The organism is Amycolatopsis sp. NPDC049253, from assembly GCF_040678995.1.
Taxonomy (GTDB): domain Bacteria; phylum Actinomycetota; class Actinomycetes; order Mycobacteriales; family Pseudonocardiaceae; genus Amycolatopsis.
On sequence record NZ_JBFAQX010000040.1, the window covers coordinates 51,252 to 77,824 of the forward strand.

General features: G+C 69.3%; 19 protein-coding genes and 2 pseudogenes. 16 read left to right on the plus strand and 5 right to left on the minus strand.

What is annotated here, in order from left to right:
* Genes AB0K15_RS43820 through AB0K15_RS43850 form a run of 7 tightly spaced genes read left to right on the plus strand, consistent with a single transcriptional unit; the run spans position 1 to position 11,916 of the window.
* A complete protein-coding gene (locus tag AB0K15_RS43820) occupies positions 1-1,620 on the plus strand; it encodes an extracellular solute-binding protein (RefSeq protein WP_364065847.1) in 1,620 nt (539 codons plus the stop codon).
* Positions 1,620-2,627 carry an ABC transporter permease subunit gene (locus AB0K15_RS43825; protein WP_364065850.1) on the plus strand — a complete coding sequence of 336 codons (1,008 nt, stop codon included), beginning with the start codon at positions 1,620-1,622 and terminating at the stop codon, positions 2,625-2,627. Before AB0K15_RS43820 ends, AB0K15_RS43825 begins: the two co-directional genes overlap by 1 nt.
* Positions 2,624-3,556, plus strand: a complete 933-nt coding sequence (locus AB0K15_RS43830; protein WP_364065853.1) for a carbohydrate ABC transporter permease — start codon at positions 2,624-2,626, stop codon at positions 3,554-3,556. The genes AB0K15_RS43825 and AB0K15_RS43830 overlap by 4 nt, the downstream gene beginning before the upstream one ends.
* A 28-nt stretch (positions 3,557-3,584) precedes the next feature.
* Positions 3,585-5,129, plus strand: a complete 1,545-nt coding sequence (locus AB0K15_RS43835; protein ID WP_364065856.1) for a right-handed parallel beta-helix repeat-containing protein — start codon at positions 3,585-3,587, stop codon at positions 5,127-5,129.
* Positions 5,126-6,589 carry a right-handed parallel beta-helix repeat-containing protein gene (locus tag AB0K15_RS43840; protein WP_364065859.1) on the plus strand — a complete coding sequence of 488 codons (1,464 nt, stop codon included), beginning with the start codon at positions 5,126-5,128 and terminating at the stop codon, positions 6,587-6,589. Before AB0K15_RS43835 ends, AB0K15_RS43840 begins: the two co-directional genes overlap by 4 nt.
* Complete coding sequence (locus tag AB0K15_RS43845) at positions 6,586-9,411, plus strand: glycoside hydrolase family 2 TIM barrel-domain containing protein (RefSeq protein ID WP_364065862.1); 2,826 nt, start codon at positions 6,586-6,588, stop codon at positions 9,409-9,411. The genes AB0K15_RS43840 and AB0K15_RS43845 overlap by 4 nt, the downstream gene beginning before the upstream one ends.
* Before the next feature lie 12 nt (positions 9,412-9,423).
* Positions 9,424-11,916: an RICIN domain-containing protein gene (locus AB0K15_RS43850; RefSeq protein WP_364065865.1), complete on the plus strand. Its 2,493-nt coding sequence runs from the start codon at positions 9,424-9,426 to the stop codon at positions 11,914-11,916.
* Positions 11,917-11,992: 76 nt separating this feature from the next.
* On the opposite strand, the gene AB0K15_RS43855 is transcribed toward AB0K15_RS43850, so the two are convergent.
* Entirely contained in the window at positions 11,993-12,742 is a 750-nt protein-coding gene (locus AB0K15_RS43855; RefSeq protein WP_364065868.1) for an alpha/beta hydrolase, read from the minus strand.
* A 100-nt stretch (positions 12,743-12,842) separates the two neighbouring features.
* On the opposite strand from AB0K15_RS43855, the gene AB0K15_RS43860 reads away from it, so the two are divergent.
* The 4 genes and pseudogenes from AB0K15_RS43860 (at position 12,843) to AB0K15_RS43875 (ending at position 19,074) form a co-directional block, all read left to right on the plus strand.
* A complete protein-coding gene (locus AB0K15_RS43860) occupies positions 12,843-14,816 on the plus strand; it encodes a beta-galactosidase (RefSeq protein WP_364065871.1) in 1,974 nt (657 codons plus the stop codon).
* Positions 14,816-17,248, plus strand: a complete 2,433-nt coding sequence (locus AB0K15_RS43865) for a glycoside hydrolase family 3 C-terminal domain-containing protein (RefSeq protein ID WP_364065874.1) — start codon at positions 14,816-14,818, stop codon at positions 17,246-17,248. The genes AB0K15_RS43860 and AB0K15_RS43865 overlap by 1 nt, the downstream gene beginning before the upstream one ends.
* Positions 17,249-17,447: 199 nt before the next feature.
* Positions 17,448-18,592: pseudogene (dgoD, locus tag AB0K15_RS43870) on the plus strand (galactonate dehydratase).
* Between the two features lie 338 nt (positions 18,593-18,930).
* Positions 18,931-19,074, plus strand: coding sequence for a TetR family transcriptional regulator (locus AB0K15_RS43875; protein ID WP_364065902.1), 144 nt, complete (start codon positions 18,931-18,933; stop codon positions 19,072-19,074).
* A gap of 94 nt (positions 19,075-19,168) precedes the next feature.
* On the opposite strand, the gene AB0K15_RS43880 is transcribed toward AB0K15_RS43875, so the two are convergent.
* Genes AB0K15_RS43880 through AB0K15_RS43890 form a run of 3 tightly spaced genes read right to left on the minus strand, consistent with a single transcriptional unit; the run spans position 19,169 to position 21,569 of the window.
* Positions 19,169-19,573, minus strand: a complete 405-nt coding sequence (locus AB0K15_RS43880; protein ID WP_364065877.1) for a PaaI family thioesterase — start codon at positions 19,571-19,573, stop codon at positions 19,169-19,171.
* The gene (locus AB0K15_RS43885; protein WP_364065880.1) at positions 19,540-20,637 is read right to left on the minus strand and encodes a patatin-like phospholipase family protein; all 1,098 of its coding nucleotides are present in this window, start codon (positions 20,635-20,637) and stop codon (positions 19,540-19,542) included. The genes AB0K15_RS43880 and AB0K15_RS43885 overlap by 34 nt, the downstream gene beginning before the upstream one ends.
* Entirely contained in the window at positions 20,634-21,569 is a 936-nt protein-coding gene (locus AB0K15_RS43890; RefSeq protein ID WP_364065884.1) for a DMT family transporter, read from the minus strand. Before AB0K15_RS43890 ends, AB0K15_RS43885 begins: the two co-directional genes overlap by 4 nt.
* A 93-nt stretch (positions 21,570-21,662) precedes the next feature.
* Between AB0K15_RS43890 and AB0K15_RS43895 the strand changes: the two genes are divergently transcribed.
* Positions 21,663-22,451 carry an AraC family transcriptional regulator gene (locus tag AB0K15_RS43895; RefSeq protein ID WP_364065886.1) on the plus strand — a complete coding sequence of 263 codons (789 nt, stop codon included), beginning with the start codon at positions 21,663-21,665 and terminating at the stop codon, positions 22,449-22,451.
* Between the two features lie 8 nt (positions 22,452-22,459).
* On the opposite strand, the gene AB0K15_RS43900 is transcribed toward AB0K15_RS43895, so the two are convergent.
* Positions 22,460-22,744 (minus strand): hypothetical protein, encoded by a 285-nt coding sequence (locus tag AB0K15_RS43900; RefSeq protein WP_364065889.1) that lies wholly within the window; start codon positions 22,742-22,744, stop codon positions 22,460-22,462.
* A 301-nt stretch (positions 22,745-23,045) separates the two neighbouring features.
* Here AB0K15_RS43900 and AB0K15_RS43905 point away from each other — a divergent pair.
* From AB0K15_RS43905 to AB0K15_RS43920, 4 genes and pseudogenes are all read left to right on the plus strand, one after another.
* Positions 23,046-23,690 (plus strand): annotated as a pseudogene (locus tag AB0K15_RS43905) (AMP-binding protein); the annotation flags it as partial.
* Positions 23,691-23,695: 5 nt separating this feature from the next.
* On the plus strand, positions 23,696-24,217 hold the full coding sequence (locus AB0K15_RS43910) for a GNAT family N-acetyltransferase (RefSeq protein WP_364065892.1): 522 nt from the start codon (positions 23,696-23,698) through the stop codon (positions 24,215-24,217).
* 82 nt (positions 24,218-24,299) lie between these two features.
* Entirely contained in the window at positions 24,300-25,328 is a 1,029-nt protein-coding gene (locus AB0K15_RS43915; protein ID WP_364065895.1) for an alpha/beta hydrolase, read from the plus strand.
* Between the two features lie 670 nt (positions 25,329-25,998).
* The coding region (locus tag AB0K15_RS43920) for a phosphotransferase (RefSeq protein WP_364065899.1) at positions 25,999-26,573 on the plus strand (575 nt) is incomplete at its 3' end.

The window sequence follows — 26,573 nt, forward strand, 5'->3', positions numbered from 1 at the left end:
ATGGCTCGCAACCTCTCCCGTCGCACCCTCCTCAGGGTCGGCGGCGCGTCCGCACTCGGACTCGCCGCGCTGCCGCTGCTCGACGCGTGCTCCTCGGGATCCACGACCACGTCCGCGGCGGCCAGCGCGAAGGTCAAACTGCCCACCTACGTCCCGGTCAACGCCGTCAAGCCCGACCTGCCCGGCAACGCGCAGGGCGCGATGGACGCGTACTTCACCTATCCCGCCAACCCGAAGCCCGCGTTCAGCACACCGCCGGCGCAAGGGCTGGGCGAGGTGCGGATCATGTACCCGACGTACAACCCGATCCCGCCCGGCATGAACAGCAACTCGTGGTGGCAGGAGCTCAACCGCGAGGTCGGTGCCACGCTGAACTTCCAGTTCACCACCGCCTCGGACTACCCGACCAAGTTCCAGACCACGATCGCCGGCAGCGACCTGCCCGACGTCATGATCATCCCGAGCCCGGTGCCCGACAAACCGCGGCTGCTGTCCCGCGTGTTCGAGGACCTCACCCCGTACCTGTCCGGCGACGCGGTGAAGCAGTTCCCGTTCCTGGCCAACATGCAGACCGCTTCGTGGAAGTACACCGTCTCCGGCGGTGGCATCTACACGGTGCCGCAGCCACGAGCGCAGGCCGGCAACATGCTCTTCGCGCGGTCGGACATCCTGAGCGAGGTGGGTGCGAACCCCTCGCCCGCGAGTTACCAGGAGTTCCTCGAGGTGATGAAGGCGGTCACCGACCCGACCCAACACCGGTGGGCGTTCAGCGCGCCCCTGCGCATGGTGCTGCACCTGCAGATGATGCTCGGCGCGCCGAACGTCTGGCGCAACGAGAACGGCAAGTTCATCCGCGATTACACCGACGAGCGCACGAAGCAGGCCATCGGCCTGGTCACCGACATGATCAAGGCGGGACTGTTCCACCCCGACGCGGCGACCGCGCGCACCAACTTCACCCAGACCCGCGACTACTTCACCAGCGGGCAGGTGGCGCTGCACAGCGACGGCTACGCCGCGTGGGACATCTTCACCGGTCAGATCGGGGACAAGCTGGCCGGAGTCGCGGAACCGAAGTACAACGGCGGTGGCGACGCCGCCCACTTCGCCGGCGATGCAGCGCAGGCGACCACGGCGATCCGCAAGGGCCTTGGCGACGACAAGACCCGCAAGGTCCTCGGTGTGCTGAACTGGCTCGCCGCACCGATCGGCACGCGTGAGCACCTGGTTCGCAAGTACGGGATCGAGGGCAAGCACTTCACGTTCCAGAACGGGATCCCGCAGCCGACCCCGCAGGGCACGGCCGAGAAGATCGACGTCCAGTACATCACCGACGCGCCGACCATCCTCGGCCCCGGCCCACGGGACCTCGTGACCCGGCAGCACGACTGGCACGTGCGGATCACCCGGAACCTGGTGGCCAACGACGCCGTCGGGCTGTACTCCGACACCGACAACAACAAGGGCGCGCAGCTGAAGAAGTTGATGGAAGACGCCATGAGCGACATCTTCTTCGGGCGCAAGCCACTGTCCGCTTGGGACGACGCGGTGACGCAGTGGCGCTCGCAGGGCGGGGACAAGAGCGCGCAGGAATTCGCGGAAGCCGCCGGGAAGGCCTGATGGACGCGCGGGTGGCACGAGCGGGTGCGGTGGCGATCGAGGCCGCACCATCAACCGATGAACGCGCGGAGGCTCCGCCACCGGCCCCCCGCAGGAGGGCGAGCAGGTGGGAGCGGCTGCGGCGGGACAAGTTCCTGCTACTGCTCGCCCTGCCCGGGATCGCGGCGGTGTTGCTGTTCCAGTACGTGCCGCTGCTCGGCAACATCATCGCGTTCAAGGACTATCAGCCCTACCTGGGCATCGCCGACTCGCCCTGGGTCGGCCTGCAGAACTTCGCGGCCGTGTTCGGCGGCGACTCCGCGTTCATCACCGCGCTGGTGAACACCCTGATCATCGCACTGCTGCAGGTGATCTTCGTGTTCCCGGTGCCGATCGCGCTGGCGTTGCTGCTGAATTCGCTCTTGTCCGAACGGATCAAGCGAGTTGTGCAGAGCGTGCTGTACCTGCCCCACTTCATGTCGTGGGTGGTGGTGGTCGCGCTGTTCCAGCAGATCCTCGGCAACGCCGGGATCATCAACTCCTGGCTGCAGACCAAGGGGATCGACTCGTTCCACGTGATCGGCGACCCCGGGTTGTTCAAGGTGCTGATCACCTCGCAGGTGATCTGGAAGGACACCGGCTGGGGCACGATCCTGTTCCTGGCCGCGCTGTCGCGGGTCGACCTCTCGCTGTACGAGGCGGCGGCGATCGACGGGGCCAGCCGCATGCGCCAGCTGTGGCACGTCACGCTGCCCGGCATCCGGAGCGTCATCTTCCTGCTGCTGATCCTCAAACTCGGCGACGCGCTCACCGTGGGCTTCGAGCAGATCATCCTGCAGCAGACGGCGGTCGGGACCGATGCGTCCGAGGTGCTGGACACCTATGTCTACAACAACGGTGTGATCAACGGCGACTGGGGCGTATCCGCCGCGGTCGGTCTGGTCAAGGGCCTGGTCGGGGTGGCGCTGGTGCTGGGCGCCAACAAGATTGCCCATCTCTTCGGCGAGCAGGGGGTGTATTCCCGGTGACGAGCGGAGTCATCACGCGCGCGGCCGGCCGCCGCGACGCGCCGAAGAAGAAGCCGGCTCGCCGCGGCCCCGCTGTTCCGGTGCGCCTGGGCAAGGGGCTGCTGCTGCTGATCTGCTGTGCCGTGGTGCTCATCCCGTTCCTCGTGGTGGTGTCCACCTCGCTCGCGGACAACGCCCAGATCACCGCCGCCGGCGGTTACGTGGTCTGGCCGACGCACCCGACGTTCGACGCCTACCGGGCGATCCTGTCGGGCGGGGTCGTGACCCACGCGCTGTTCGTGTCGATCGGGGTGACCGTGGTCGGCACGCTGTTGTCCTTGCTGTGCACGACTCTTCTCGCCTACTCGCTGGCGACGCCCGGCTCGTTCGGCTCGCGGCCCCTGCTGCTGATCGTGCTGTTCACCCTGCTGTTCACGCCGGGCATCATCCCGAGTTACCTCATCGTCAAGGAGCTCGGACTGCTCGACTCGTACTGGTCAGTGATCCTGCCGGTACTCGTCAACGGGTTCAACGTGATCGTCATGCGGTCGTTCTTCGCGGAGCTGCCGAAGGACGTGCTCGATTCGGCGCGGATCGACGGGGCGGGGGAGTTCCGGATCCTGGTGCGGATCGTGGTGCCGCTGTCGAAGGCGGTGATCGCCGTGATCGGGCTGTTCTACGCGGTGTCGTACTGGAACAGTTTCTTCACCGCGATGCTCTACCTCAACGACGCGTCGAAATGGCCGCTGCAACTGATCCTGCGCACCTACGTCATCGATGCGGCGCCGCTCGGCGCCGACAACCTCGGAGTCCCGACCGACGCCGTGCCACCCCAGCAGTCGCTGCAGATGGCGGTGCTGGTCATCAGCCTCGTTCCCATCCTGCTCGTTTATCCATTCCTGCAACGGCACTTCGCCAAGGGCGCGCTGATCGGCGCGGTCAAGGGCTGAGTGCTCCTCACCGAAAGGGAATGTCTCGATGAAGAGACGAACCGTTGCTGTTGCCCTGTCCACGCTGGCGCTGGGCGCCGCGTTCGCCGCGCCGCCGGCGAGCGCCGCCGGCGGCGCCCACTACCTCGACTGCTCCGCGCCCGCCGGGGGTGACGGCAACCTCGCCCACCCGTGGAACAGCCTCGACGCGGCGAGCGCCCACCGGTTCGGGCCGGGGGAAAGGCTGCTGCTCAAGCGCGGGACGACGTGCGAGGGCACCCTCACGCCGACCGGTTCCGGTACCGCCAGGGCGCCGATCACGATCGACGCGTACGGCAGCGGCGCGAAGCCGGTCATCGACGCCGGCACCACCAAGGCCACGCCCAGCGCGGTCGAGATCCGCAACGAAAGCTATTGGACTCTGGCCAACCTGGACATCCGCGGAGGCTACTGGCGGAGCCTGTGGATCGTCGGAGACCAGCCGGACACCACGTTCCACGGGTTCCGGCTGTCCAATGTGGAGGTACACGACAACGGGTTCCGCGCGGGCGGGGCGGACGGCAGCTGGCTGTCGTCGGTCGGCGGGGTGGTCATCGAGCCCTGTAACGCGACCACGAAGCTCTCCGGCGTCACCCTCGACCACGTCTACGCGCACGACACCCACAGCGTCGGGATCCAGCTCGGGCACAGTGAGAAGGCTGCCTACGGAACCAATCCGGCCAGTCAGAACACCCCGGACTGTCACCTGGGGATCGGCCTTCCGCCGACGGTGTTCCCGGCCAAGGACGGCGTGTCGGACATCCTCGTCGACCACAGCGAGTCGGGCGACAACGAAGCCTCCGGGATCTGGGCCACCAGCACGACGAACCTGACCGTGCAGCACAGCACGCTGTACCGCAACGGCAATGGCGGCGCGCCGGCTTCGGGCAAGAACGGCAAGGGCGGGCTGAACGGGGAGGGCTTCTGGTGGAGTAACTCCTACAACGTCCTCGCCCAGTACAACGAGTCGTACGGCAACAAGTGGGGCGGTGGTGACGGCGGCGGGTTCGACGCCGACACCCGCAACGAGAAGAGCCTGATCCAGTACAACTACGCGCACGACAACGAGTCCTACTGCGTCGCGACCTTCGGCGGCGCCGGTTCGCTGACCACCGGCACCGTGATCCGGCACAACACCTGTGTGAACAACGGGACGTACGGCGACGCCCAGTACGAGGGTGACATCTTCACCTGGACCGCGGGCAAGGGCACGAGCACGCCCAGCACCATCGCCGACTACCAGGCGTACCAGAACACGATCATCCGCCAGAACCCCGGGCCGGCGTTCTACAGCGACTCGCTCTACGACCCGAACCAGCCCGTTTCCTTCACACAGAACAAGGTGACCCACGCCGACGGCGCGAAACTCGTCGACGTGCTCCAGGCCGGACCGGTGCTCGACCGCAACAGCTACACGATCACCGGTGCCAACCCGCAGGCCACGTTCGTCTACGGCGACCCGAAGGTCATCTACCCGGGCGTCGCGGAGTACCGGGACGCGAGCAAGCAGGACCTGCGCAGCACCTTCTCGCCGGCCGGCCTGGAGGCGCGGTGAGAGCGCGGGTGCTGACGGCGGCGGCACTGCTGCTGACCGGGCTCGGCGTGGGCACGCTCCCGGCGCAGGCGGCCGGCAAGGTCTACCACCTCGACTGCGGCGCGGCGACGAACGGCAACGGGATCGATCAACCGTGGAACTCGGTCAGCGGACCGTCGAACTTCCAGTTCAGCCCGGGTGACACGCTGCTGATCAAGGGCGGCACCAAAGCGTGTTCCGGAACGCTGAGCCCGAAGGGCTCGGGGACCGTGACCGCTCCGATCACCATCGACGCCGAGCCAGGCTCCGGCAGGCCGGTGATCCAAGGGGGCACCAGTACGAGTGACGTCGCGGCTCTCGTGCTGCGCGACCAGAGCAACTGGACGATCAACAACCTCACGCTCACCGGCGGCTACTACCGGTCCTTGTGGATCACCGGCACGGCGCCGGGCACGTTGACGGGGTTCAGCCTGAGCAACCTCGACGTCTCCGGCAACGGCTTGGCCTCCGGCGCGTGGGTGTCCGGTACCGGCGCGGTGGTGATTGAGCCGTGTTCGGCCGACACGAAGATCGCCGGCGTCTCACTGACCGGGGTGGACGCCCACGACACGCACAACGTCGGTATCCAGATCGGCTACAGCCAAGGCCATTCGGGTGGGAGCGCCAACACCCCCGACTGCCAGATGGGCATCACCGGGTTCGCTCCCAAGGACGGAGTGTCCGAGGTGAACATCTCCGACGGTGACGACTACCTCAACAGTGCCGCCGGGATCTGGCTCACCGGTGCCAGCGATGTGACCCTCACGGGGAACCACCTGCACGCCAACGGGACCCCGGGCGGCCTCGCCGGGGAAGGCGCCTGGTGGAGCAATACCTACAACGTGACCGCGACGGAGAACTACGCTTTCAACAACAAGCGCGGCGCTTCCGACGGCGGTGGGCTCGACGCGGACGCCAACAGCGAGCTGAGCACGATCCGGGGCAACCACATCTACGACAACGACTCCTACTGCATCGCGGCGTTCGGCCAGGTCAATTCGGTGACCAAGGACGTCATCGTGGAGGACAACCACTGCACGGACAACGGGCAGAACCCGGCAGCGGAGGACGAGGGCGATCTCCTCCTGTGGACGTCCAGCGGCAGCACGATCTCGAACTACCGCGCAACCGGCAACGTGATCAAGCGAACCGCTCCGGGACCGGTCTTCCGCGCCCGCAGCGCGGCGGTCGACTACTCGAAGAACTACTACTTCAGCGCGAACACGGTGACCCACCCGGGCAACGACGAGCTGCTGATCGATTTCGACGACGTGGACACCACGACCGGCACCGGAAGGCCCGAGGTCAACCACAACACGTACCTGTTCACGGGCACCCCGACGGCGACGTTCCAGTACGGCGGCGAACCGTACGATTCGATCTCCGCGTGGGTCGGCGCCGGTCACGACGTCGACAGCACCTTCGGGCCGGCGTCGTCGTGACGTACTACGAACGGCCCGGGCCGGGAGCCGGTGGGCTCCCGGCCCGGGCCGCGTTCGCCTCGGACGCGCCGTCGCTGTCACTGAACGGCACCTGGCGATTCCACCTCGCACCGAGTGTCGCCGACGCACCGGAGGGGTTCGAGGACCCCGGGTTCGACGACTCCGGCTGGGCCGCGCTTCCCGTCCCCTCGACCTGGCAGTCGCACGGTCACGGCAAGCCCGCCTACACGAACTTCCGCTACCCGTTCCCGGTCGAAGCGCCGCACGTTCCGGACGAGAACCCGACCGGGGATCACCGGTTGTCCTTCGACGTGCCGGGCTCGTGGCGCGGGAAACCGGTGGTGCTGCGGTTCGACGGCATCGACTCGTGCGGACGGGTCTGGCTCAACGGCACCGAACTCGGGTACACCCAGGGCAGCCGCGTGCCCGTCGAGTTCGACGTGAGCGCGGTCCTGCGCCCGGGTCAGCGCAATGTGCTGGCGGTGCGAGTGCACCAGTGGTCGGCGGGCAGTTACCTCGAGGACCAGGACCAGTGGTGGCTCTCGGGCATCTTCCGCGACGTGCGGCTGGTGGTCCGGCCCGAGCACGGGATCCCCGACTTCTTCGTGCACGCCGGCTACGACCACCGCACCGGCCACGGCAGCCTGCGGATCGACACCACCGCCGGCGCGCGGGTCTCGGTGCCGGAGCTGGGGCTGGCCGACGCGGCGGTGAACGAGACCCACGACGTGGGCCCGATCGAGGGGTGGACCGCGGAAACTCCGCGGCTGTACCACGGCACGCTGTCCGCGACGGGTGAGCAGGTCCCGCTGCGGATCGGCTTCCGGACGGTGGAGATCAGCGACGGCGTGCTCACCGTCAACGGCAGGCGAATCCGGTTCCGTGGGGTGAACCGGCACGAGTTCCACCCCACCCTGGGCCGGGTGGTCCCACCCGAGGTGGTGCGGGCCGAGCTGGCCGAGATGAAGCGCCACAACATCAACGCCATTCGGACGAGCCACTACCCGCCGGACCCGCTGGTGCTCGACCTGTGCGACGAGCTCGGCCTGTGGGTGATGGACGAGTGCGACCTGGAGACCCACGGGTACGAGGTCGACGACTGGCCGGAGAACCCGAGCGACGATCCGCGCTGGCGCGACGCGTATCTCGACCGGATGCGGCGCATGGTCGAGCGGGACAAGAACCATCCCTCCATCGTCTTGTGGTCACTCGGGAACGAAAGCGGGATCGGCCGCAACCACGGCGCGATGGCCGACTGGACCCGCCTGCGCGACCCGAGCCGGCCGCTGCACTACGAGCGTGACCGCGAAGGCCGCTACGTCGACGTGTACAGCCGGATGTACCCGCCCCCGGACGAAGTGGCGCGGATCGGCGCCACCAAGAAGATGCCGTTCATCCTGTGCGAATACGCCCACGCGATGGGCAACGGCCCGGGCCGGCTGGTCGAGTACGAGCGGCTGTTCGACACCTACCCGCGGTGCCAGGGCGGATTCGTGTGGGAGTGGCTCGATCACGGCATCCGGCAGCGGACTCCGGACGGCACGGAGTTCTATGCCTACGGGGGCGACTTCGGCGAAGAGGTGCACGATGGCAACTTCGTGATCGACGGGCTTGTCTTCCCCGACCGAAGTCCTTCGCCGGGGTTGATCGAGTATGCCAAGGTCATCGAACCCGTGCGGATCGAATCCGTGGCCGGTGGCATCCGGGTGACCAACCGGCGGGACTTCGCAGCCCTCGACGACCTGAGCTTCGACTGGGTGCTGGAGGAGGAAGGCCGGGAGGTCGCCCGCGGCGCACTGGCGGTACCGCGCGTCGCGGCCGGCGAGTCCGTAGACGTGGCCGTCCCCAAGGTGCCCACGACGCTGGCCGAGACCTGGCTGACGGTCAACGCGAGGCTCAGCGACGCCACCGAGTGGGCGCCGGCCGGGCACGTCGTGGCCTGGGGACAGCTCCCGGTCCGGCAGCCGGAACCGCCGGTGGCGCCCGAGCCCGGGCAGGAGGCCGTCCGCCGGGGCGGAGAGCTCACGGTGGGTCGCGCGGCGTTCGACCCGGTGCGCGGCAGCCTGCTGCGGATCGGTGACGTGCCGGTCGCCGGGCTGCGGCTCGATGTGTGGCGGGCGCCGACGGACAACGACCGCGGCAGTGAGGAGCCGCTGGCCGATCGGTGGCGTGCGGCCGGGCTGGACCGGCTACAGCACCGCGTGCTCGGCCTCGAGGCGAGCGGGGGAGGGCTGACTGTGCGCACCCGCTCCGCGGCGGCCGGGCAACGCGAAGGTCTCGTCGCCACGTGGCGGTGGACCGAAGACGGAGCGGCGGTGCGACTCCGGCTGGCGATCGAGCCCGAGGGCGACTGGACCGTGCCGCTCCCGCGGCTCGGCCTCAGGCTGGCCTTGCCCGCGCTGCTGGACACCGTCGAGTGGTACGGGTCCGGACCCGGCGAATCCTATGTGGACTCGTGTGCGGCGGTGCGGATCGGGCGGTTCACCCGGACTGTGGACCAGCTGCAGACCCCGTACGTCTTCCCGCAGGAGAACGGCAACCGCCGGGACGTGCGGTGGGCGGAGCTGCGGGACGCCGATGGAGCCGGGCTGCGGGTGAAGGGAGCGCCGACGTTCGAGCTGACCGCCCGGCGCTGGACGAGTGAGGCGCTGGCGGCCGCCCGGCACACCTACGAACTGGTGCCCGACGACGTCATCCACGTCAACCTCGACGCCGGCCACACCGGTCTCGGGAGCGCATCGTGCGGTCCCGGGGTGGCCGAGCGGCACCGGCTCATCGTCGCACCGACGATCTTCGAACTGACTTTCCGGGAGCTCGGCTAAGGAGGACGAGGCGTGTCGCGGATTCGTGCGTTGATACTGGTGCTGGTACTCGCCGCGGCGACTCTCGGGTTCAGCCCGGGTGCGTCGGCGCAGGTCATCCCGATCGACGGCGCCTCGCCCGGCCGCACGTTCGACGGGGCAGGCGCGATCAGCGGTGGAGGCGGCAACAGCAGGCTCCTGATCGATTACCCGGAGCCGTACCGAAGTCAGGTACTCGACTACCTGTTCAAACCGGGTTACGGCGCGTCCTTGCAGATCCTCAAGGTGGAGATCGGCGGGGACACCAACTCGACCTCCGGGGCCGAGTCGAGCCACGAGCACACCGCCGGTGACCTCGACTGCGGCCGCGGTTACGAGTGGTGGCTGATGGGGCAGGCCAAAAAGCGTGATCCCGGCATCAAGCTCAGCGCGCTGGCGTGGGGCGCGCCCGGCTTCGTGGGGTCGTTCTGGTCGGACGCCACGATCAGCTACCTGCTCGACTGGCTCGGCTGCGCGCGATCACACGGCCTGACCATCGACTACCTCGGTGGCTGGAACGAGAAGGGCTACGACAAGGCCTTCTACGAGAAGCTGCACGCCGCGCTGCGCTCGCACGGGTATGCCACCCTCGTGGTCGGGGCGGACACCGACTGGCAGGTGGCCGACGACATGCTCGCCGACCCGGAGTTCGCGGCCTCGGTCGACGTCATCGGGGCGCACTACCCGTGCGGCTACAAGACGGCGATGACGACGTGTGCGAGCAGCGTGAACGCCGTCGCGACCGGGAAACCGTTGTCAGCGAGCGAAAACGGTTCCGAGGACTACAACTCGGGGGCTGCCGCGGTGGCGCGGGCGATCAACCGCGGCTACCTCGACGCGAAAATGACGTCGTACCTCAACTGGCCGCTCGTCGCGGCCACGTATCCGACCCTGCCGTTCGGGGACACCGCGCTGATGCGCGCCGACCAGCCCTGGTCGGGCTCGTTCGACGTCGGTGAGCAGTTGTGGGCGATGGCCCACACCACGCAGTTCACGCGGCCGGGCTGGCGGTACGTCGATTCGGCGTCCGGGTACTTCGGTGGTGACCGGGCCAACGGCTCGTTCGTCACCTACCAAGAGCCCGGCCACACCGCGTACAGCGTGGTGGCCGAGACGTTCGACGCGACGGCGCCGAAGACGGTCACCTTCCGGGTGACCGGCGGTCTGCCCGCAGCCGCGCCGGTGCACGTGTGGTCGAGTGATCTCAAGGCGGCGAACTTCGTGCGCGAGCCGGATCTGCGGCCCTCCGGTGGCACCTTCACGGTGACGCTCCAGCCCGGGCGGGTGTACTCGCTGACGACGACGTCCGGGCAGGGCGCCGGCAGGGCGGTGAGCCCGGCACGGGCCTCGCTCGCGATGCCGTACTCAGCCGACTTCGACCACGACCCGCTCGGCACCGAACCGCCGTTGTTCGCGCAGCAGCAGGGCGCCTTCGAGACCGTCAGCTGTGGGCAGGGGCAGTGCCTGCGCCAGCGGGCGGACGCGAAGCCGGTCAACTGGAACAACATCACAACCCCGTACACCCTCGCCGGCGACATCGGCTGGACCGACTACACCGTGTCGGTGGATGCGCGGTTCGAGCAGCCGGGCTCGGTCCAGCTGCTCGGCCGGATCGGCACCCAGCGCTGGTTCAACCCGGACTACTTCGACGGGTACTACCTGGAGGTTTCCGACACGGGGACCTGGTCACTGATCAGGAAAACGGCGCAGGTCAGCAAGGTCGTGCTCGCCTCGGGCACCGTCGCGGCACCCGGTCTCGGCAGCCGGCCTCACCTGGCTTTGTCGTTCGACGGACCGAAGATCACTGTGGCGATCGACGGCACGACCGTCGGGCAGGTCGTGGACGGCACCCACCCCGCCGGGCAGGTCGGGCTGGGAGTGGGTGGGTACCAGACCGAGGAATTCGACAACCTCTCGGTCACTCCGATCGGCCATCCCGCGCCGATGAACGCGTACCGGATCGTCGCGGGAGGCGAGGCTCTGACTTCGGAGGGACACGGTGTGGTGCGCGCGCCGTTCGACCCGGACTCGCTCGCGCAGCGGTGGGAACTGACCGACCGGCAAACGCTGACGAACCTCGGCACCGGCGCGGTCGTACGGAACCAGCCGTTGCAGAACTGGTCATTGTGGCCCGTCCCGCTCGACGGTGCGCTGTATGTCCTCACCGATCAGCAGAGCGGGAACGTCCTCGACGTCGCCGGCAAGTCCACGGCGGACGGTGCCGCGGTCGTCGAGACGGCGGCCAACGGCGGTGCGATCAACCAGCGCTGGCGGCTCGTCGCGGCGGGCGACGGGTACTTCCGGATCACGAACCTCAACAGCGGCAAGGCGCTCGAGTCCGTCGGCGGCCGGTTGGTGCAGAACGGTGCTTCGGATTCGGCCGGACAGCGATGGAAGTTCGCCGAAGGCCGGGGTGGGTCATACACGCTGGTGAACGAGGGCGCCGGCGCGGTGGCCGGAACGTGGTCGCTCAGGTTCGTGGGCTGAGCCGTCTGCGCCGGTGCTCCCGGCTCTCACCGTGGGTTACCCGGGCGCCGCGCCCGGGTAACCCACGGCCCGCCGGTCAGCTCCATCCTTGGCCACGCAGGAATGCGGCACACGCGTCGGTCCAGCCGCCGACGATCGGATCCGTCTCGGCGAGCCCGAGACCGTGTTCCCCGCGCGGGTACACGTGCAGTTCGGTGGGCACGCTGTGGGCGGTGAGCGCATCGGCCAAGAGGAGTGAGTTCGCCACCGGCACCAGCTCGTCGTCCGCGGTGTGCCACAGGAACGTCGGCGGGGTCGCCGGGCTGGCTCGCAGATGGAGCGACAGCTTCCGGCGGAGTGACTCGTCAGCCGCCGGGCCGAGCAGGTTGTCGATCGAGCCCTGGTGGGCGCGGTCGGAGATGAACGTGGTGACCGGGTAACACAGGACCGCGAGATCCGGCCGGGGGTCCTGCTCGTCCACGGCGTCCCGCACGTCCCCTGCGAGCATCGGCCCGGTTTCCGTGGCGAGCAGGCCGGCGAGGTGCCCGCCGGCCGAGAAACCGAGCACACCGACCCGTGCGGGATCGACCGGCCAGGAAGCCGCGTGGTGGCGGACGTGGCGCACGGCTCGTGCCGCGTCGAGCAACGGCGCGGGGTAGCGGTGCGGGGCCACCCGATAACGAAGGACGAACGCGCTGACGCCGAGTGAGTTGAGCCAGCGGGCGACCGGTGTGCCTTCATGGTCGGCGACCTTGCCGTAGGCGCCGCCGGGCAGGACGACGATGGCAGGCGCCCCGGCCGGGTACGGCGTGAGCGAGGCGCCTCCTTCCAGCCGAACCTCGGTCATCCGAACCGCCTTTCGGAGTGGGGGCTTGACCGTGAACCGTAGGGCAACTTAGGTTACAGCGCATCAGCTAATGCGGTTAATCATATTGGAGCCCAGACGGATGCCCCTGCACAGCCTGCGGATGGCCACCGATCCCGAACCGCCCCGCTCCGGCCACCTTGCCATGGGCGACGAGCGGGTCGAGGTGAACAGCCGATACTTGCTCCGCGACGGCCGGCCTTGGATCCCGGTGTCGGGGGAGTTCCACTACAGCCGGTATCCCCGCGAGGGCTGGGCGGCGGAACTCCGGAAACTCGCCTCCGCCGGGCTGACGGCGGTGTCGAGCTACGTGATCTGGCTGCACCACGAGGAAACCGAGCATGACCGGCGCTTCGACGGGAATCTCGATCTGCGGTACTTCGCCGGATTGTGCGCGCGGGAGGGACTGGAGTTCATCGCGCGGATCGGTCCGTGGGTGCACGGCGAAACCCGCAACGGCGGCCTGCCCGACTGGGTACTGGCCGCAGGGCCCGTGCGGGCCGACGATCCCGGTTACCTGAGCCGGGTGCGCGGGTGGTACCAGGCGCTCGCCGAGCAGCTGGCCGGGTTGCCCGTGCTCGCGATCCAGCTGGAGAACGAGCTGCTCGACGATCCGGAGCACCTGCTCACCCTCAAGCGGCTGGCGCGCGACGTCGGCTTGGCTGCTCCACTGTGGACGGCGACCGGCTGGGCGGCGAGGCTGCCCCAGGACGAGGTGCTGCCGCTCTACGGCGGCTACGCCGAGACGTTCTGGGACGGGCCGGAGACCGGCTGGCCCGAGGGGTGCCGCACGCACTACTTCTTCACCCACGAACGCGACGACCAGAGCATCGGCGCGGACCTGCGCCGTGTCGCGGCGCCGGCGTCCGATGTGGACCCCAGCCGGTATCCGATGGCGACCTGCGAGCTCGGTGGTGGGATGGCCGTCGCCTACCACCGGCGGCCGGTCGTGTCGGCCGACGATGTGGCGGCGTTGAGCCTCACGAAACTGGGCAGCGGATCGAACTGGCACGGCTATTACGTGTTCCACGGTGGCACCAACCCCATCGGGCGGCTGCACACGATGCAGGAGTCGCGCGAAACCGGCTACCCCAACGATCTGCCCGTGCTGTCCTACGACTTCCAGGCACCCATCGGGGAGTACGGCCAGCTCCGCGAGTCCTACGCGTTGCTGCGCAAGCAGGCGCTGTTCATCAGGGACTTCGCCGACCGGCTGGCGCCGATGGTCACCGTGCTCCCGGACGACGGCCCGGCGGATGTGCACGACCGGGATACGCTTCGCTGGGCGCTGCGCACCGACGGCGAGGCCGGATTCCTGTTCGTCAACAACCACCAGCCGTACGAACCCCTGCCTTCACACCACGGGGTGAGGTTCACCCTTCAGCTGCCGGGCGGGACGATCACGCTGCCCAGTGAGGAGATCACGATCCCCACGGGGGCGTACTTCTGCTGGCCGGTCAACCTCGACCTCGGCTCGGTCCGGCTGGCGTGGGCGACCGCCGAGCCGTTGCGCTTGCTCGAGGACGGCACGCTCGTGCTGGCCGCGGTCGACGGCGTTTCGCCGGAGATCGTGATCGAGCAAGGCGGCTCGCTCCGGCTGATTTCCGGGTTCACGCCCGGGCCGGACTGCGTGCTCACCGTCGCGGGTTCCCGGATCCTGGTGCTGGCGGCGGAAAAGCACACCGAACCGGCCGGAGCGGCGATCCCGGTCGAGTGTGTGCGGGAAGCCGGCCCGCCGCCCGAGCACCGGGGCGGCGACCGCGGTTGGGCACCGACGGATTTCACCGCCGCGGCCGTCTACCGCATCGACGCTCCCGCCGGAAGACCCTTGCTGCGCATCGCCTGGAGCGGTGACGTCGCGAGGGCCTACCGCGACGGCCGGATGATCGCCGACCAGTTCTACAACGGACTTCCGTGGGAGCTGCGCACCGAACCCGGTGAACTCGAGCTGCGCATCCTGCCCGCGCCGCGCGACGCGCCGATCTATCTGCCCGCGGCATCTGCGACGGAGCTGACCCGCGCCACCGTCCGTTCAGTCCATTCCCTGGAGGCATGATGACCTCGATTCAGCACTCGAGGATCGACGCCCTGCTGGCCGGGCTGGACCTGGCAGCCAAGATCGGCCTCCTGTCCGGAGAAGGGCTCTGGGCGCTCCCGGCACGGCCTGAAATCGGCCTGGCGCGGATGGTGCTCTCGGACGGCCCCGCCGGGGTTCGCGGCGACGAGTCGGCCGCGGACGTCCCCGCGATCCAGCTGCCCGGTCCGACAGCGCTTGCCTCGACCTGGGATCCCGAACTGGCACGGCGCGTGGGTCGGTTGCTGGCGCAGGAGTCCCGGCGCAAGGGGGTGCACGTGCTGCTCGCGCCCGCTGTCAACATCCAGCGTTCTCCTCTGGGCGGCCGGCATTTCGAGTTCTTCTCCGAAGATCCGTTGCTGACCGCCGAGCTCGGGGTGGCGTACGTGTCCGGAGTCCAGGAGGGCGGGGTAGCCGCCACGGTGAAGCACTTCGTGGCCAACGACTCCGAGACCGACCGGTTCACGGTCGACGTGCGCGTCGGGGAGCGAGCTCTGCGGGAGATCTACCTCGCTCCGTTCGAGGCGATCGTGCGCCGGGCCCGGCCGTGGGCGGTGATGTCCGCGTACAACACGGTCAACGGGGTCCCGATGACTTCCCACGCCGCGCTCAACGCCGTGCTGCGCCGGGAATGGGGGTTCGACGGTGTGCTCGTCTCGGACTGGACCGCCGCCCGTGACACCGTCGCCAACGCATTGGCCGGGCTCGACATCGCCATGCCCGGACCCGACACCGTCTACGGCGACGCGCTCCTGGAGGCGGTGCGCGACGGGCGGGTCCCGGCCGGCGTCGTCGAGGAGATGGCCGGGCGAGTGCTGCGGCTGGCGGCGCGCGTCGGGGCGCTCTCCGGTGCCGAACCGGCGGTGCCGCCTGCGGACCTGCCCCCGCGGCTCGACGGCCGCGCCGTCGCCCGTGAAGTCGCCACGAGGTCGATCACGCTGGTGCGTAACGAGAACGACGTCCTGCCGATCGACGCCGCCCGGGTCGGCCGAATCGCCCTGATCGGCTCGGCGGCGGCCGAACCCCGCACGATCGGCGGCGGCAGCATCACCGTCCACCCCGAGCGCGTGGTGTCCCCGCTGGCGGGCCTGCGGGCCGCGCTGCCGCCGCACGTCGAGCTCACGTACACACCGGGCGTCGCGCTGCAGGCCACCCTGGCGCCCCTGCGGGGTCGGTTCGAGGCGATCTTCCGCGATCGGCACGGCCGGGTGCTGGCTTCGGTACCGCTGGCCGATGCTTCTGCCTGGTGGCGCGGTGACCCGCCCCCCGGCGTCGGGCTGGAAGCACTGGCGTCGCTGGAGCTCCGAGGGAACTTCGTGCCCACGGCGTCGGGGGTACACACGTTCGGGATCGCCGGGCTGGGGCACTTCGAGTTCAGTGTCGACGGCGCGCAGCGGTACGAGGGCGAGCAGGAGATGGGCGGCAGTGACCCCGCGGGGGTGTTCTTCCGCCCGCCCGAGACCCGCCACGAAGTCGAGCTGAGGGCCGGACAGCCGGTGCTGGTCCAGGTGCGCGCCACGTCGTTCGCGCCTGGTTCCCTCGGGTTCTCGCTCAATCACGAGGAACCGTCGGAGACTCCTGAGGAGACCATCCGGGCGGCCGTCGTGGCCGCGGCCGGCGCGGACGTCGCCGTCGTCGTGGTCGGTACGACCGAGGAGATCGAATCCGAAGGCTTCGACCGGACCTCTTTGGACCTGCCCGGCAGGCAAGACGAGCTTGTCGCACGGGTGGCGGCGGCGAACTCGCGCACGGTGGTGGTGGTCAACACCGGCGCACCCGTGACCATGCCCTGGCGCGAGGAGGTCCCGGCGATTCTGCTCAGCTGGTTCGGCGGGCAGGAGATCGGTGCGGCACTGGCCGACGTTCTCCTGGGCGTCGCAGAGCCGGGCGGGCGATTGCCGACCACGTGGCCGAAGCAGCAGCGGGACGTCCCCGTCCTGTCGGTCCGGCCGGTCGACGGTGAGCTCGCCTACGACGAGGGGGTGTTCGTCGGGTACCGGGCGTGGCAGCGCGCCGGAGCCGAACCGGCGTACTGGTTCGGCCACGGCCTCGGTTACACCGAGTGGGCCTACGACGCGCTGTCCGTGTCACCCGATCCGGGGGATGACTTGGCCCGAGTCCGTGTCGGGCTCAGGAACACCGGAACACGAACCGGCCGTGAGGTCGTCCAGATCTACCTGGCCCCCGCCGAGCCCGACGGCGCGCGCCCGGACAGCTGGCTGGCCGGCTTCGCCGTCACCACCGCCGCACCGGGTGAGGCGGTGCACGCCGAGGTCGTCATCGCGCAGCGGGCCGTCGAAAGCTGGGACACCCCCGGCCACTGCTGGCGGAAGGTTCCGGGTTCGTACCGGATCCTCGTGGGCCGGTCGCAGAGCGACATCCGGCAGGAGACGTTGTTCGAGGTGGGGGCGTGACCGGTGCGGCACGTCTCGCGGGCACGGTCGAGGCGATGTCCGGCCACACGCCCGTAGCCCGGTGTGCGACCCGCCGGATGGCCGACGGTCCCGCCGGAGTCCGCGGGCGGCGGGGGACATCCGCGACGCGGCACTTCCTCGCCACTCCGGTCGCCGGAAGCCGGAGAGGGTCCACCACTGTGCACGGACTGGAGGCGTCGTGAAGATCACCGGATTCGAGACCTTCCTCGTCGAACCGCGCTGGATGTTTCTCCGCGTGGACACCGACGAAGGCATCAGCGGCTGGGGCGAGCCGATCGTCGAAGGTCGTGCCGAAACGGTGCGGGCCTGCGTCGAGACGCTGTTCGAGTACCTGCTGGGTACGGACCCCGGTCGCATCGAGGATCACTGGCAGGCCTGACCAAGGGAGGCTTCTACCGAGGTGGCCCGGTGCTGTCCAGCGCGGTGGCCGGCATCGACCAGGCGTTGTGGGACATCAAGGGCAAGGCGCTGGGTGTGCCGGTCTACGAGCTGCTGGGGGGTCCGGTCCGCGACTCCGTGCGGACCTACGCGTGGCTCGGCGGGGACACCGCAGAGCAGCTCGCCGCCGAAGCGGCGGACAAGGCAGCCGCCGGGTTCACCGCGGTGAAGTTCACCCCGTCCGGCCGGCTCGCGCACATCCCTTCGGCGGCCGAGACCGACGCGGTGGTGGAGCGGGTCCGCGCGGTGCGCGAAGCCGTCGGCGCCGAGGTGGACATCGTGGTGGACTGCCACGGGCGCTTTTCCGGCGCTGCGGCCCGACGGATCCTGCCGTTGCTGGAGCCGAGCCTGCCGCTGTTCGTGGAGGAACCCGTGTTGCCGGAGTTCTCGCGCGACCTGCGCCAGGTCGTGGACGCCACGTCGATCCCGATCGCGACCGGCGAGCGGCTGTTCTCCCGGTGGGACTTCCGTGACGTGCTGCGCACGGGGATCGCGGTGGCCCAACCGGACCTGTCCCACGCCGGCGGCATCTCGGAAGTGCGCCGGATCGCCGCGTTGGCCGAGGCACACGACGTCGCACTCGCACCGCACTGCCCACTCGGGCCGATCGCCCTCGCGGCCAGCCTCCAGGTCGATGTGGCCACCCCCAACTTCCTCATCCAGGAGCAGAGCCTGGGCATCGGTTACCACGACGATTCAGGGCTGCTGGGCTACCTGGTCGACACCTCGGTGTTCACCTTCGCCGACGGCTGCCTGCCCCGCCCCACCGGCGCGGGACTGGGAATCGACGTGGACGAACGGGCGGTGCGGCAGGCCGCCGCACGGGGGCACTCCTGGCGCAACGAGATCTGGCGCCACCCGGACGGTGCCTTCGCGGAGTGGTGAGCGCCGCGAGCGCCGAACGTGCGCGCTCGCCTCAGCGCCTGGACGGTCCGGTGTGTTCGCTCCGGCCGCCATTCCACGCGGTGACATAGTCGCGGATCCGGGCGATCAGCACTCGGACCGAGGCGCGTGGACCGGTTGTCCGGCACCACGCGGACCTGCTGGCCCGCGTGCGATGCGCACCACGCGACGTTGACCGTGTCTGCGGCGCGCCGGGCGATCGGCCGGATGGTCGGCGCCGCCACGCGGGCCCAGCCGCGCCACGGCTGCCTGTCGTGTTCGGCACCGTCACGAGGCATGGCCATCCGGTCGGCACGGACCATGCTCCTCGGCCAGACCGGGTGCGGCATCGCGCTGCCGCACCCGGCGCTGGGCTTCGTGCCGCGACGGTGGGCGCGATCGCGCAACGGTCGGGGCTGCCCCGCGCCGGCCTGCTTCACCACTTCGCCAACAAGCAGGCTGTTCTCACCGGCCCTGCTGGATGAACGCGACGCCGAGCTGGCACTGGACAACAATGTCGTAGCGGCTGCTCCTGAGATCCGCCCGACGATCGCTCGATCGCGACATTCGCCTCCTTCGTCACTTTCCGGGTACTCGGGAAACGAAGCAGTTCGCCGTCGCCGTGGCCAGGAGCGTGCCCGGGGTGTCCTCCAGGCGGGCTTCGGCCAGGACGACCTGGGGTCCGGAGTGCAGGACGCGACCGGTCGCGGTGATGGGGCCGGTGCCGGCGCGGATGGCTTTGAGGAAGCGGACGGACAGCTCCAGGGTGCTGAACCGGCTGCCGACGGGGAGAGTCGTGTGCACGGCGCACGCGGCCGCCGAGTCGAGCATCGTGGCGTAGAGGCCGCCGTGGACGGTCCACATCGGGTTGTAGTGGTATTCGCCCGGCGTGAGGCGGAAGACGGTCTCACCGGACGACGCTGAGATCAGCCTGTGGCCGACGAGATCCATCATCGGCGCCGAGGGGATGTCGCCGCGAGCCATGGCGCGGAGGAACTCCAGGCCACTGAGCTCGGCGGCCGCGGTGGCGAACGCGACGTGGTCGGCCCAGGAGACGGTGCGCACTCTCTCGGCGGACCCGGTGGTGGTGTTGGTGGGCTCGGTGGTGTTGGCCATGGTGTTTCCTTCACGGTCGAGAGTTCGTTCAGCGCCGCCTGGAGGCCGGTGTCGACGGCGGCGCGCATGAGGCGGGGGCGACGCTCGGTGCGGCCGATGTGGGGGCTGCCGAGGGGCGGGCGGACTTGCAGGGTCGCGGGGTGGGCCGTCAGCAGTCGTTCCTCTTCGGCGCGGAGGGCGGCGCGGCCAAGCCACGTTTCGAGTGCGCCCGGTGCGTGGCGGGTGAGCCAGCGCGAGGCGACGAGCCGTTCGCCGCGGGACGGGGCCGTCGCGGAGGTCTCGTCGGAGCGGCGGGTGCGAAAGGCGACGATGTGTGTTGCTTTTTGCGCGAGTGCTGTTCGGACGGGAACGGATTCGCTCACGCCGGCGTCCACGAACCGTCGGCCGGCGATCTCGATTGGTTCGCCCGCGAGCAGGGGCATGGCGGTCGACGCGCGCAGGGCCGCCTGCAACCCGGCCTGGTCGTGGAGGTGCTCGTGCAGATCCGCAGACTCGCCGGTCATCGCGTCGGTGGCGGTGGGGTGTAACTCGACGGGGTTGTCGAGGATTTCCCGGAACCCCATCGGGACGACCTCGGTGTAGAGCGTGTAGACGAGAAACTCCGTGTCCACCACCGGGCGCCGGGTCAGGAGACGCCTCGGGTTGATCGTCCGGCCCATGATCATCGGGTACCACCAGGCGTGCTGGGTGCTTTCCGCACATCCGCACAGCAGCCACGCGCCGTTGAGCGCACCGGCCGAGCTGCCGTAGACGGCGTCGAACATCGGCAGCAACCCGAGTTGTTCGATTGCGATCGTCATGCCGCTCGAATACGCACCTCGTGAGCTCCCATCCTCGATGAGCAACACCAAGCGAGCGTCGTCACCGCGATTTCCGGGAGTACTCCCGCTGCGTCGGCGTTCTCGCAACAACTCCACGACGGCGTCGGTCACCGGTGTACCTTCTTTCGGTCGGATGTGAGGAATTTCCCCTGGGTGACAGCGAGCAGCGCACCCACGATGGTGACCACCGCACCGGCGACCTGCACGGCGGTGAACGACTCACCGAGGAACACCGCCGAAGTCACGGTGCCGAACACGGGCACCGCGAACATGGTGATCGTCGCGGTCACCGGGCTGACTTCCCGCAATCCCCGGTAGTAGAACAGGTACGCGATCGCCGTCGGGCCGATCGCGAGGAACAGGAGGTTCCCCCATGTGAGCGTGGACACCGATGTCCATTCGGTACCGGAAAATGAGGGAATTGCGACAAGAACCAACGCCAGCGCACCCACCCCCGTGGCATACGTGGTGGCCCGCAACGGTTCCATGCCGCTCAGCACCTTCTTCGACGCGATGCTGTAGGCCGCCCAGCACGCCGCGCCCGCCAGGTAGACGAAGTCACCGGCGAGGCGGGGCCCGCTGAATCCCGCGCCACTCCCGCCGATGCCGGCGAAGAACACCACCGAGCCCGCGATCCCGAGCACCAGGCCGGAGATGCGCGCCCCGGACGCCGATTCCTTGCCGGTCACGAGGAAGTACAGCGTGGTCAGCACGGGACTGAGCACGGGCACGATGATGCTGCCGTCGATCGAGGGCGCGAGGGAAAGCCCCCAGAAGAAAAAGAAGTTGTACGCGAACACCCCGACGAGCCCGACCAGCCCGGCTCGCACCAGGTCACGCCAGGAAAAGCGCGCCGAACCCGGGCGTACGCACAGCAACACCACGAGGATCACCGCGCCCGCGCCGAAACGCAGGCAAGCGGCAACGTCGTGCGGCAGCTCACCCACCACGACCTTCGAGCTGGTGAACGCCGCCCCGAACAACACCATCGTGACGAGCAGGTAGGAATACGGAGCGACGCTACCGTCGCGTTGTCCGGGCATGGGTTCGGTCCACTTCGTTCCGGGTTCGGGAAAAGGCTGAGGATCACACCGATCCTCTCCGCCCCGCGCGCGGATTTCTTGTACGTTCCTTGCATGACAGGCGAATCCGAGATCACCGCCTGGAGCCCCGGTGTTCCCGGCATCAGCGAGGTGTTCCACGCCCATTTCGTGCGGCACGCCTACCCCGTGCACACGCACACCGTGTGGACCTTGCTGATCCTCGACGACGGCGTGCTCCAGTACGACCTCGACCGCCACGAGCACGGCACCCTGCGTTCGCAGGTCGTGCTCCTGCCGCCGCACGTGCCGCACAACGGCCGCACCGCGGCGCCACACGGATTTCGCAAGCGCGTGCTCTACCTTCCCGAAGACGCGCTCGACGCGCGCCTGATCGGCCCGGCGACCGACCAGCCGAACCTGCGGGATCCGAAGCTGGCGAACCGGATCAGCCGCCTGCACGACACGCTCGCCGCGCCGGGGGACGAGTTCGAGGCGCAGAGCCGGCTCGCGTTCATCTTCGAACGTCTCGGCACACACCTGCGCCACGACGTGATCCGCCGTGAGCCCGACCGCGGGCTGGCCGATGACCTGCGCGACCTGCTGGACTCGCGGGTGGTCGCCGGACTGCCGCTCGACGAGGCGGGGCGGCTGCTGCACGCGGACCCGACGCACCTGATCCGCGCGTTCACCCGGCGGTTTTCGCTGCCGCCGCACCTGTACCTCACCGGCCGCCGCGTGGAGCTGGCGCGTCGGCTGCTGCTGGCCGGTGTGCCGGCCGCCGCGGTCGCCCCCGAGGTCGGGTTCTACGACCAGTCGCACCTGACCCGGCACTTCACGCGGATGCTGGGCGTGAGCCCGGCGCGGTTCGCCGGACGACGGTGAGGACACGGCTACTCCCACAGGTCCGTCGACAGGTACTTCAGGCCCGAGTCCAGGATCACGACGGCGGCCGTGGCGCCGGCGAGCCCGTGCCGCAGGAGCTTGAGGGCGGCGGCGACGTTGGCGCCCGCGGAGAAGCCGGCGAAGACGCCTTCACGGGTGGCGAGCAGGCGGGAGGTCCGGTTGGCTTCGTCGCCGATGACCTGGCGGTAGCCGTCGAGCGGCACGTCCCGCCCGTGCGTGAGGTCGGCCCGGCCGAAGCCGCCGCCCTGGAAGGGGTGGTGGGATTCGAACACCGCGCGTGTCCGGCTGTTGTGAGGGGACGGGCCACAGCAGCCGTGGCCCGTCCGCCGGTACTAGCCGAGTGCGGGATCCGAAGCTGGCGAACCGGATCAGCCGCCTGCATGACACGCTCGCCGCGCCGGGGGACGAGTTCGAGGCGCAGAGGCGGCTCGTTTGATCTTCGAACGTCTCGGCACACACCTGCGCCACGACGTGATCCGCCGCGAGCCCGACCGCTGGCTGGCCGATGACCTGCGCGACCTGCTGGACTCGCGGGTGGTCGCCGGACTTCCGCTCGACGAGGCGGGCCGCGCGTACGGCATGACGGAGACTTCGCCGGTCTCCTGCCAGACGCCGGCCGACGACGACCTCGACCGGCGTACCGCGACGATCGGGCGCGTGCACCCGCACGTCGAGATCAAGATCGTCGACCCGGAGACCGGCGAAACCGTGGAACGCGGGACGCCGGGCGAGTTCTGCACGCGCGGCTATTCGGTGATGATCGGGTACTGGAACGACCCCGACCGCATGGCGGACGTCCTCGACGCCGACGGCTGGATGCACACCGGCGACCTCGCCGTGATGCGGGAGGACGGTTACGCACTGATTGTCGGCCGCATCAAGGACATGGTGATCCGGGGCGGCGAGAACGTGTATCCGCGGGAGATCGAGGAGTTCCTCTACACGCACCCGGACATCGAGGACGTGCAGGTGGTCGGGGTGCCCGACGAGCGGTTCGGCGAGGAGCTGTGCGCGTGCATCAAGGTGCGGGCCGGCGCGGCCCCGCTCGACGCCGACGCGATCCGCGCCTTCGCGACGGGAAAGCTGGCGCACTACAAGATCCCGCGGTACGTGCGCCTGGTGGAGCGGTTCCCCACGACCGTGACCGGGAAGATCCGCAAAGTCGGGATGCGGGTGGAATCGGCCAAAGCGCTGGGGCTTCCGGTGCCGACGCTGTGAGGGACATGGCGTCTGACGCCGACCTCGCGGCGCGGATCGTCGTGCGCCGGCTCGGTGCCGGCGACGGTGAACCGGTCGGAAGATTCCTCATCGGACTGTCGCTCTCCAGCCGGTACCACCGGTTCTTCTCGTGTATCCGGTACCTCTCCCCGGCGCTGCTCACGACGCTGACCACGGTCGCGCCAGGACAGGTCGTCCTCCTCGCTCTCGACGGCGAGACCGTGGTCGGGCACCTGATGGCGACCGACCACGAGGGTGAGGGTGTGGACATCGGCATCGTTGTCGCCGAGGGCTACCGGTTCCGGGGCATCGGCGGGAAACTCCTGCGGGAGATGGCGAACGCGCTCTCGGGCGGAGGTTCGACGCGGGTGCGGTGCGATGTGCTCGGCGCCAACTACTTCGTGCTCGACTGGCTGCGACGCCGGCTGCCGGACATCCGGTTCGTGCGGCACGGGGAGACGATCACCGTCCACGGAACCCTTTCCGCGCCCGAAATCGGCGACTTCCGGGGTGACGTACACCGATAGCGTCACCTGACGCTCGCGCCGAAGATCACTGTCCACATAGGTTTGACCCGTCAATGAAGGGCACGATCCCCAGGTAGTTCGAATGATCAACCGGAGGCAGTTCGGCCGGGCCTTCGCCGCGACGGCGGCGGCAGCGTCGCTGGCCGCTTGTTCCACCGGGCAGAGTGCGCCCGCCGCCGCACCCGGCGACGACCTCAGGGCGGGTTCCGGCAAGAACACCTCGCTCGGCCCGATCAAACAGGTCAAGGCCGGGCTGCTGGACGTCGGGTACGCCGAGTGGGGCCAGGCCACGGGCAAGCCGGTGGTTCTGCTCCACGGCTGGCCGTACGACCCGCACAGCTACGTCGACGTCGGCCCCCTGCTCGCCGCGGCGGGTTACCACGTCTTCGCGCCGTTCCTGCGCGGCTACGGCCCGACCACGTTCCTGTCGAAAGGCACCGTCCGCAATGGACAGCAGGTGGCCGTCGCGCTCGACATCGTGGCCATGATGGACGCCCTGCACCTCGACAAGGTGATCCTCGGCGGCTACGACTGGGGTGTGCGCACCGCCGACGTCATCGCCGCCCTGTGGCCGGAGCGGGTCAAGGCGATGGTGGCGGTGAGCGGCTACGGCATCAACAATCTGGAGGCCAACAAGCAGCCCCTGGCCCCGGTGGCCGAGTACGGCTGGTGGTACCAGTACTACCTCGCCACGGAGCGCGGCGTCCTGGGGTACACGAAGTACCGCCGCGACTTCAACAAGCTGATCTGGAAGAACGTCTCGCCGAAGTGGAACTTCGACGACGCGACCTACGACCGCACGGCGCAGTCGTTCGACAACCCCGACCACGTGGCGATCGTCGTGCACAACTACCGCTGGCGCCAAAGTCTCGCCCCGGGCGAACCGCAGTACGACGTCTACGAACAGAAGCTCGCCGCCTCGCCGAAGATCGGCGTCCCGACGATCACCATCGGCAGTGACTTCGACGCCGCCGCGGCCGACGGCAAGGCGTACCGCGACAAGTTCACCGGCAAGTACGAGCACCGGACGTTCACCGGGATCGGCCACAACGTGCCGCAGGAAGCGCCGCAACCGTTCGCCAAGGCCATCATCGACGTCGACAAGTTCTGAGGCCGCCTACGAAAAGTCCGTTCGAGGGGACCTGTTCGGTACTGCGGCGGGAGTTGTGCTCCAGCCGGTCGGCGACCGGTGTGGGACTCGCCACGAGCGGGCCGGTGAGGAGGCCGGGCTTGCGAAGATCGGCCCGTGAGCACAGGACTTCTCTCTGCCGAAATACCAAGTCGCATCATGTTTGCAATTGCTGACGGCCAGTCTGGGCCCCGTGTGTCTCCGTTCTTCCTGGCGTGTTCACGCGGGTCCGTGACCCGGGTTGACCTGGGGTCTTGCCTCGTTCGCTCGGGGGTTCGATGGCCGGCATTACCGTCCGACCGAACGGGGCGAAGGCAGCGTGCGGGGGGCGGATACGAATGTCGTGGCGCTGGGCGAGCGCATTCGGCGGTCAGTTCTGGCGGTGACCCGTTGCACTGGCGGCTCGTGCGCGAACTTGCAGCGACCGCCGGGCGCGGCAGCGCCTCGTGCCGGATCGCGGTGACGCCCCGCTCAGCCATTGCCTGGCCCGGCCTGCTCCTCGACACGATGCCGGATGTCCTACCCGGCCAACCACACCCTTGCGGACGTCGACTGGACGGGCTGGTGGGTAACCGGTCTCGAGGCGGCGTCCGCCTGCGGTCGGTGAGGCGCAGGACTTGTGCAAGTAGGTGGCCGAGCGTAGACACTGTGGATGGGGACAGGCGGGGCCCTGCCGGGCCGGGATCCGCTCGACGCCGTCCTGCTGCGGCAGAGCTCGCGCGCTCGGGTGACCCGAGTGTCCCTGCCGGGTGGCCTCGCTGTCGTCCGCAAGGAGCCGCTCGGTCTTGATGCGCAGCCACGGCTGCGGCACGAGGTAGCGATTCTGGAGCGGCTGCGCGGTGTCGACGGGGTCGCGCAGCTGTCGGATGCGCGGCGGTACCCGGAATCGATCGTGCTGGTGGACGCCGGTGACACCACCCTGGCCGGGCCGGCCGAGCCACTGGCGATCGATGAGCTGGTCCGGCTGGCCGGCAAACTGGCCCAGGCGGTCGCGGGAATGCACCGCCGCGGAGTGCTGCACCGTGACATCACTCCGGCCAACATCGTCGTCTCCGGGGGCGGGGACCCGTGCCTGGTGGATTTCGCGCTGGCGACGCCGTTCGCGGAGATTCATCCCGAGTTCACCCACCACAGTGAGATCGTCGGGTCGCTCGCCTACCTTGCCCCCGAGCAGACCGGGCGCACCGGCCGGTCGGTGGACCAGCGCGCCGACCTCTACGCGTTGGG

What these genes read in the sequence shown, in the direction of transcription:
- AB0K15_RS43880 (WP_364065877.1), bottom strand. Translation starts at nt 19,573, where the DNA reads ATGGCTCGCGGCGACATCCCCTCGGCGCCGATGATGGATCTCGTCGGC.
- AB0K15_RS43890 (WP_364065884.1), bottom strand. Translation starts at nt 21,569, where the DNA reads ATGCCCGGACAACGCGACGGTAGCGTCGCTCCGTATTCCTACCTGCTC.
- AB0K15_RS43855 (WP_364065868.1), bottom strand. Translation starts at nt 12,742, where the DNA reads ATGACCGAGGTTCGGCTGGAAGGAGGCGCCTCGCTCACGCCGTACCCG.
- AB0K15_RS43825 (WP_364065850.1), top strand. Translation starts at nt 1,620, where the DNA reads ATGGACGCGCGGGTGGCACGAGCGGGTGCGGTGGCGATCGAGGCCGCA.
- AB0K15_RS43895 (WP_364065886.1), top strand. Translation starts at nt 21,663, where the DNA reads ATGACAGGCGAATCCGAGATCACCGCCTGGAGCCCCGGTGTTCCCGGC.
- AB0K15_RS43860 (WP_364065871.1), top strand. Translation starts at nt 12,843, where the DNA reads ATGCCCCTGCACAGCCTGCGGATGGCCACCGATCCCGAACCGCCCCGC.
- AB0K15_RS43820 (WP_364065847.1), top strand. Translation starts at nt 1, where the DNA reads ATGGCTCGCAACCTCTCCCGTCGCACCCTCCTCAGGGTCGGCGGCGCG.
- AB0K15_RS43915 (WP_364065895.1), top strand. Translation starts at nt 24,300, where the DNA reads ATGATCAACCGGAGGCAGTTCGGCCGGGCCTTCGCCGCGACGGCGGCG.
- AB0K15_RS43835 (WP_364065856.1), top strand. Translation starts at nt 3,585, where the DNA reads ATGAAGAGACGAACCGTTGCTGTTGCCCTGTCCACGCTGGCGCTGGGC.
- AB0K15_RS43865 (WP_364065874.1), top strand. Translation starts at nt 14,816, where the DNA reads ATGACCTCGATTCAGCACTCGAGGATCGACGCCCTGCTGGCCGGGCTG.
- AB0K15_RS43910 (WP_364065892.1), top strand. Translation starts at nt 23,696, where the DNA reads ATGGCGTCTGACGCCGACCTCGCGGCGCGGATCGTCGTGCGCCGGCTC.